This window comes from Phytopseudomonas daroniae (genome assembly GCF_004327285.1).
GTDB lineage: Bacteria > Pseudomonadota > Gammaproteobacteria > Pseudomonadales > Pseudomonadaceae > Aquipseudomonas > Aquipseudomonas daroniae.
This window is the reverse complement of record NZ_QJUI01000008.1, coordinates 243,253-249,539: the sequence shown is the minus strand read 5'-3', so window position 1 is coordinate 249,539 and position 6,287 is coordinate 243,253. Positions and strand designations below refer to the sequence as shown.

Here is a 6,287-nt window from a genome sequence, read left to right as displayed (position 1 = left end):
TCTTTTGCAAACTCAAGGAGTTCAAGCGTATTGCAATGCGCTGTGACAAGACCGATGCAAGCTTTTGCGCCATGGTCAATCTTGCCGCTGCCATTATCAATTCACGATGAATCTCAACAGGCCCTAGCGAAGCGTAATCCGTCGTTTACCGCGAATCGGCTATATACGCTGATAGGCTGAACGCCTCACCTCGTGTGGGCCGCTCTGCTGTTCGGGGCGCGGTGATGCCACTTTCTTTCGGCGGATTACGCCTGCGGCTAATACGCCCTACGGGCTAACTCAGGTCTTACCGGGTTGTAGGCAACGAACAGAAGCGTCAGAAGCTCCGCAAATCGTCGCTGAACACGCCATTCGATTCCACGTGTCGATTGTAAGCAGCAATAGCCTGGCGATTCTCTGCCAGCCATCGCCCACGCTGCTTGTCCCTAAAAGCCTCAATCAGCGCCTCCTCCAGAACCGCAGACAAGTCGATGTCTCAGGCCCCTGGCTTTGTTGAGTAAATCCCCATTTATTCTGACGCTAGCAGCTCGCTTGGCGGCATGAGAATCATAGATAGCGGACATAAGACTCCCCCGATGGTTTGTGACGCAGGCCAGTATGCGCGCTGGCAGCCCTGATTCCAGCAGACAGATCCTCGGAAGCCACTCAGCCGCCATCCCCACCCCGCACAAGACTTCCCACTGAAAACCCGGATAATGCCGGCCATTCGTTTTACTCGCTGGTGCTCGCGCATGGAAATCAAGGTCAACTTTCTCGACAACCTTCGACTTGAAGCCAAGTTCGATGACTTCACGGTGATCGCCGATCAGCCTATCCGCTACAAGGGCGATGGCTCGGCGCCGGGGCCGTTCGACTACTTCCTGGCTTCGTCGGCCTTGTGTGCGGCCTACTTCGTCAAGCTGTACTGCCAGACCCGTGACATTCCCACCGACAACATCCGCCTGTCGCAGAACAACATCGTCGACCCGGAAAACCGCTACGCGCAGATCTTCAAGATCCAGGTCGAGCTGCCCGCCGATATCTCCGACAAGGATCGCCAGGGCATCCTGCGCTCCATCGACCGCTGCACCGTGAAGAAGGTGGTGCAGGCCGGGCCGGAGTTCATCATCGAGGAAGTGGAGAATCTGGATGCCGATGCCCAGGCGCTGCTGATTCCGAGCGACGGTGCGCAAACCAGTACCTTCATTGCCGGCAAGGATCTGCCACTGGAGCAGACCATCGCCAATATGTCGGGCATCCTGGCCGACCTGGGCATGAAGATCGAGATCGCCTCGTGGCGCAATATCGTGCCCAACGTATGGTCGCTGCATATCCGCGATGCAAGCTCGCCGATGTGCTTCACCAATGGCAAGGGCGCCACCAAGGAAGCCGCGCTGGCGTCGGCGCTGGGCGAATTCATCGAGCGGCTGAACTGTAATTTCTTCTACAACGATCAGTTCTGGGGCGAAGACATCGCCAACGCGCCATTCGTGCATTACCCGAACGAGCGCTGGTTCCAGCCCGGCCGCAAGGACGCGCTGCCGGCGGAGATCCTCGACGAGTATTGCCTGAATATCTACAACCGCGATGGCGAGCTACGCGGTTCGCATCTGTTCGACACCAACTCCGGTAATGAAGAGCGCGGCATCGTCTCGCTGCCGTTCGTGCGCCAGTCGGATGGCGAGGTGGTGTATTTCCCCTCCAACCTGATCGAGAACCTGTACCTCAGCAACGGCATGAGCGCCGGTAATACCCTGGCCGAAGCTCAGGTGCAGTGCCTGTCGGAGATCTTCGAGCGGGCGGTGAAGCGCGAGATCATCGAAGGTGAATTCGCGCTGCCGGATGTACCGGCGGATGTGCTGGCGAAATATCCCGCGATCCTCGCCGGTATCCAGGGCCTGGAAGCCCAGGGCTTTCCGGTGCTGGTGAAGGACGCGTCCCTGGGAGGCGAATTCCCGGTGATGTGCGTGACCCTGATGAACCCGCGCACCGGCGGCGTGTTCGCCTCGTTCGGCGCGCACCCCAGCTTTGAAGTCGCATTGGAACGCAGCCTCACCGAATTGCTGCAGGGTCGCAGTTTCGAAGGCCTCAACGATCTGCCCCAGCCTACTTTCGAAGGCCACGCGGTCACCGAGCCGAACAACTTCGTCGAGCACTTCATCGATTCCAGCGGCGTGGTCTCGTGGCGCTTCTTCAGTGCCAGGTCGGAGTATGAGTTCGTCGAGTGGGACTTCTCCGGCCAGGGCGGCTCCAGTGAAAAAGAAAGCGCCAATGCCCAGGAGGCCGCGACCCTGTTCGGCATCCTCGAAGGCATGGGCAAGGAGGCGTACATGGCGGTGTACGACGACCTGGGCGCCACGGCCTGCCGCATCCTGGTGCCGGGCTACTCGGAAATCTATCCGGTGGACGATCTGATCTGGGATAACACCAACAAGGCACTGTTCTTCCGCGCCGACATTCTCAACCTGCACCGTCTCGACGACGCCGAGCTGGAGTCGCTGGCCGAGCGTCTGGTGGAAAGCGAGCTGGATGATTACACCGATATCGCCACCCTGATCGGCATCGAGTTCGACGACAACACGGCCTGGGGCCAGTTGACGATCCTCGAGTTGAAGCTGCTGATCTATCTCGCCTTGCAGAAGACCGACGAGGCGAAAGAGGCGGTGGAAATGTTCCTGCAGTACAACGACAACACCGTCGAGCGCGGCCTGTTCTACCAGGCCGTCAATGCAGTGCTGGAAATGCAGCTCGATGAAGACCTGGAGCTGGCGGACTACGAAGCCAACTTCCGCCGCATGTTCGGCAACGAGCGGATGGACGCCGCCATCGGCTCGGTGGACGGCAGCGTACGCTTCTACGGCCTGACGCCGACGAGCATGAAGCTGGAAGGCCTCGACAGGCATCTGCGCCTGATCGATAGCTACAAGAAGCTGCATGCGGCCAGAGCCAGGGTAGCGGCGTTATCCAGCTAATCGTGTAGGGCTACTCGCGGGGCGAAGCGTAATCTGCGGTTTACTGCGTAATGGCTGGAGCAGGTGGCGGATACGCCTTCGGCTAATACGCCCTACGCCTGGCCGCCTCAAGCCCCGCATGCTCGCGCAGGCGCTCGACCATATAGGGATAGAAGGGATTGGACGTCACCCGCTGTAGCGCCTCCATGCTGACCAGCAGCACGCCTCGTTCGCCGCGCACTGACAATGCACCGAGGTGCACGCCATAGTCTTCCGGTTCATCGGGCTGCAAACCGTACAACGAGTCGCTCAGCGGAAATGGCAGGGCGACGTGGGACAGGGAGAACACTTCACGGGGAAACGCCAGGCCGAGCGGCGTCACCTGCTCGTCCGACGCGCCGGCCTCGGTGATGCGGGCAGCAGCATCCAGCGTCTGCGGCGAGGCATTGCCGACCAGCGTGGTTCGGTAATCGCGGGGCGCGGGTGGCAGCAGGTCGGTGGGCGACTTGGCGTGGGCACCGAGCAACGGCCCGAAGTCGACGAAACGATTGAGGTCGAACAGCACCAGCTCGCTGCCATTGTCGGACAGGTGACCATACAAGGCACCAACCACTGCGGGTGTGCTGACGGTGTAATCGACCAGCGACTGGAACGTCAGCAGCGGCGGCAGATCCTGCAGCGCTCCACGTTCGCTCAGCGTAGCGATCTGTTCCTGCAGCGCCGTGGTGAACAGGTAGGACTGGCGCGCGGCGTTGAGGGCGAAGGAGTTGTACTTGAACGGGTTGTACTCGGGCAGCACGTCCAGCCAGGCGGCCTTGGCAAAAGCCGGGAAGACCGCCGGCAGCCCCGCCAGCCCGGCGAAGCGGGCATAGCCGGCCACGCCGATCATCGGCGAGATCAGCGTCAGGCGATCCGGCCGCGCCAGCTCATCGTTGCCGAGTGCATCTAGGGCGTACTTGAGGGCCAGGCCACCGCCTGCCGAATAGCCGACCAGATGCAGCGGATCACCGGCGTCGGTCAGACGCCTGGCTTCACGAACGGCCAGGCGCGTAGCCGCCAGCCAGTCCTGCCAGGTCACATCGGTCAGCGCGCCGGGCGTGGTGCCATGCCCCGGCAGACGCAGGCCTACGACGATGAAGCCGGCGTCGCGATACACCTTGGCGATATGCCGCAGGCTATAGGGTGAATCGCTCAGCCCGTGCAGCATGACCGCCGCGCCTTTTGGCTTGCCACCGGGCTCCAGCACGTAAGAACGGTTCCAGTCCCACTCGAAGCGCGAGGCATTCAGAGGGCTATCGGCGAAGTAACGGTTATCCGGCACGCGCTCGGCATCATCGAGGCGCTGGTAGACCTTGTCCGGTAGCGAGGCGAACAGTGCCTGCTCGGCCAGCAGATAATCCTGCCAACTCCCGGCATCCAGCTCGTTGGCGCTCAGCTCGTGGGGCACGAAGGTGTGCCAGGGGCTCAGGTCGGGCTTGCTCTGGGCATCGTAAATCCGCAAGGCGAAAAAGGTCAGTGCAGTCACAGCGACAACCAACCCGGTCAGGCGCACCCACTTCTTCACCACCGCCTTCATGCTTCAATCTCCCGGACCACAAACGATCCATGATAACCCTCGTTACGCACGAACGTTGGTGCGCAGTCTTGCTATAGCCGACCATTCAACATTTGCTTATCTATTAAACCGAATAGGCATATAGACCTTTCCAAAGGTTCTTAGACTCATCGACAAAAGCCGTCTATCGTCGGCGCCGCTTCAATACGCCTGTTCTACCACCCGCTGTCAGGCCTTTACACCGCATGAAAATTCGCAATCTCGATCTCAGCAACAGCCCGGTCAACGATGAACACCAGGCGCTGGGATTACCCCCCGTGGAAGACTTCGTTTCCCACCCGGACAACCACCCGATCCTGCGTGCCGCCATGTGGTTCGCCATCCTCACCCTGGCTGGCCTGCTGCTGTTTCTCGCCTGGCGCCTGTTCTTCGGCAATCATGAAAGCACCGGCCTGGAAATCATCGAGGATGCCCTGACCAGCCGCGCCTTCTGGAGCGCCGTGGCGGTCGGTTTCTTCGCTCAGGTCATCGACGGCGCACTGGGCATGGCCTATGGCATCACCGCCACGACCTTCCTGCTCAGCACCGGCGCCACACCTGCGGCGGCCAGTGCCAGCGTGCATATCGCCGAGGTGTTCACTACCGGCCTGTCGGGGATTTCCCATGCCAAGCTGGGTAACGTCAACAAGGCGCTTTTTCTGCGCCTGCTGCTGCCGGGCATGATCGGGGCGATTCTCGGCGCGGTGCTGATCACCACCTTTGACGGCGACGTGATGAAGCCTTTCATCTCCGCCTACCTGTTGCTGATGGGCCTGTACATCCTGCGCAAGGCCTATCGCCACGTGCGGTTGGTCAAGAAGGAGCCCAAACACGTCGGCAAGCTGGCCTTGTTCGGCGGCTTCGTCGACGCCGCCGGTGGCGGTGGCTGGGGCCCGGTGGTCACCAGCAGCCTGCTCGGCTCGGGCAGCGACCCGCGTACCACCATCGGCTCGGTCAATTTCGCCGAATTCTTCCTGACCATCACCAGCGCCACCTCCTTCATCCTCCTGGCCGGTCAGCCGGATACCTGGCTGATGGTCGCCGGCCTGGTCTTCGGCGGCATGTTCGCCGCGCCGCTGGCCGCGCTGCTGTGCAAGACGCTGTCGGCACGCACCCTGCTGACCATCGTCGGCTGCCTGATCACGCTGATCAGTGGGTACAACATCTACGCCAGTCTGACGTAAGAACCTGCGCCTTGCGATGACGGGCCGCAGCCCATAGGCTGCCGGAAAGTTGCACGACTTTTCCGGAGCCTGTCATGAGCGATTCACCGATCATCCCCTGCCCCAGCTGCAGCAGCCTCAACCGCATACCCGCCGCACGCCTGGGCGAGGCGCCGCGCTGTGGCCATTGCAAGGCCGAGGTGTTGCCGGGGATACCGTTCGACCTGAGCCAGGGCAACTTCGCCACGCAGCTCAAGGGCGATCTGCCCTTGCTGGTGGATGTCTGGGCCTCATGGTGCGGGCCCTGTCGCAGCTTCGCGCCGACCTTCACGCAAGCGGCCAGCGAACTGCGCACCCGCTGCCGGCTGGGCAAACTGGACAGCGAAGCCAACCCGCAGTTGTCCACCCAGTTGGGTATCCGCTCGATTCCCAGCCTGATTCTGTTTCGTGACGGCAAGGAGGTGGCCCGGCAAAGCGGTGCTTTGCCCTTGCCGCAGTTGCTCGCCTGGCTGAACACCCAGGGAGTCTGATGAATCGCGAGCGAGCCGACTGACACCTGACCTTGCAAGAGGTCAAAAAGCAGGCTAATCCATGGAACAC

General features: G+C 61.4%; 5 protein-coding genes. 3 read left to right on the top strand and 2 right to left on the bottom strand.

The window, feature by feature from the left end; translation table 11 throughout:
• Positions 1 to 316: 316 nt before the first annotated feature.
• The gene (locus tag DNK06_RS25295; protein ID WP_242674624.1) at positions 317 to 466 is read right to left on the bottom strand and encodes a type II toxin-antitoxin system CcdA family antitoxin; all 150 of its coding nucleotides are present in this window, start codon (positions 464 to 466) and stop codon (positions 317 to 319) included.
• A gap of 265 nt (positions 467 to 731) precedes the next feature.
• On the opposite strand from DNK06_RS25295, the gene DNK06_RS11240 reads away from it, so the two are divergent.
• Positions 732 to 2,951 carry an OsmC domain/YcaO domain-containing protein gene (locus DNK06_RS11240; protein ID WP_131180114.1) on the top strand — a complete coding sequence of 740 codons (2,220 nt, stop codon included), beginning with the start codon at positions 732 to 734 and terminating at the stop codon, positions 2,949 to 2,951.
• Positions 2,952 to 3,033: 82 nt separating this feature from the next.
• On the opposite strand, the gene DNK06_RS11235 is transcribed toward DNK06_RS11240, so the two are convergent.
• A complete protein-coding gene (locus DNK06_RS11235) occupies positions 3,034 to 4,506 on the bottom strand; it encodes an alpha/beta hydrolase (RefSeq protein WP_131180113.1) in 1,473 nt (490 codons plus the stop codon).
• A 224-nt stretch (positions 4,507 to 4,730) separates the two neighbouring features.
• Between DNK06_RS11235 and DNK06_RS11230 the strand changes: the two genes are divergently transcribed.
• Together DNK06_RS11230 and trxC are read left to right on the top strand one after the other, a co-directional pair.
• Positions 4,731 to 5,708, top strand: a complete 978-nt coding sequence (locus DNK06_RS11230) for a sulfite exporter TauE/SafE family protein (protein ID WP_131180112.1) — start codon at positions 4,731 to 4,733, stop codon at positions 5,706 to 5,708.
• A gap of 74 nt (positions 5,709 to 5,782) precedes the next feature.
• On the top strand, positions 5,783 to 6,217 hold the full coding sequence (gene trxC / locus DNK06_RS11225) for a thioredoxin TrxC (RefSeq protein WP_131180111.1): 435 nt from the start codon (positions 5,783 to 5,785) through the stop codon (positions 6,215 to 6,217).
• Positions 6,218 to 6,287: the final 70 nt, after the last annotated feature.

What these genes read in the sequence shown, in the direction of transcription:
- DNK06_RS11240 (WP_131180114.1), top strand. Translation starts at nt 732, where the DNA reads ATGGAAATCAAGGTCAACTTTCTCGACAACCTTCGACTTGAAGCCAAG.
- trxC (WP_131180111.1), top strand. Translation starts at nt 5,783, where the DNA reads ATGAGCGATTCACCGATCATCCCCTGCCCCAGCTGCAGCAGCCTCAAC.
- DNK06_RS11230 (WP_131180112.1), top strand. Translation starts at nt 4,731, where the DNA reads ATGAAAATTCGCAATCTCGATCTCAGCAACAGCCCGGTCAACGATGAA.
- DNK06_RS11235 (WP_131180113.1), bottom strand. Translation starts at nt 4,506, where the DNA reads ATGAAGGCGGTGGTGAAGAAGTGGGTGCGCCTGACCGGGTTGGTTGTC.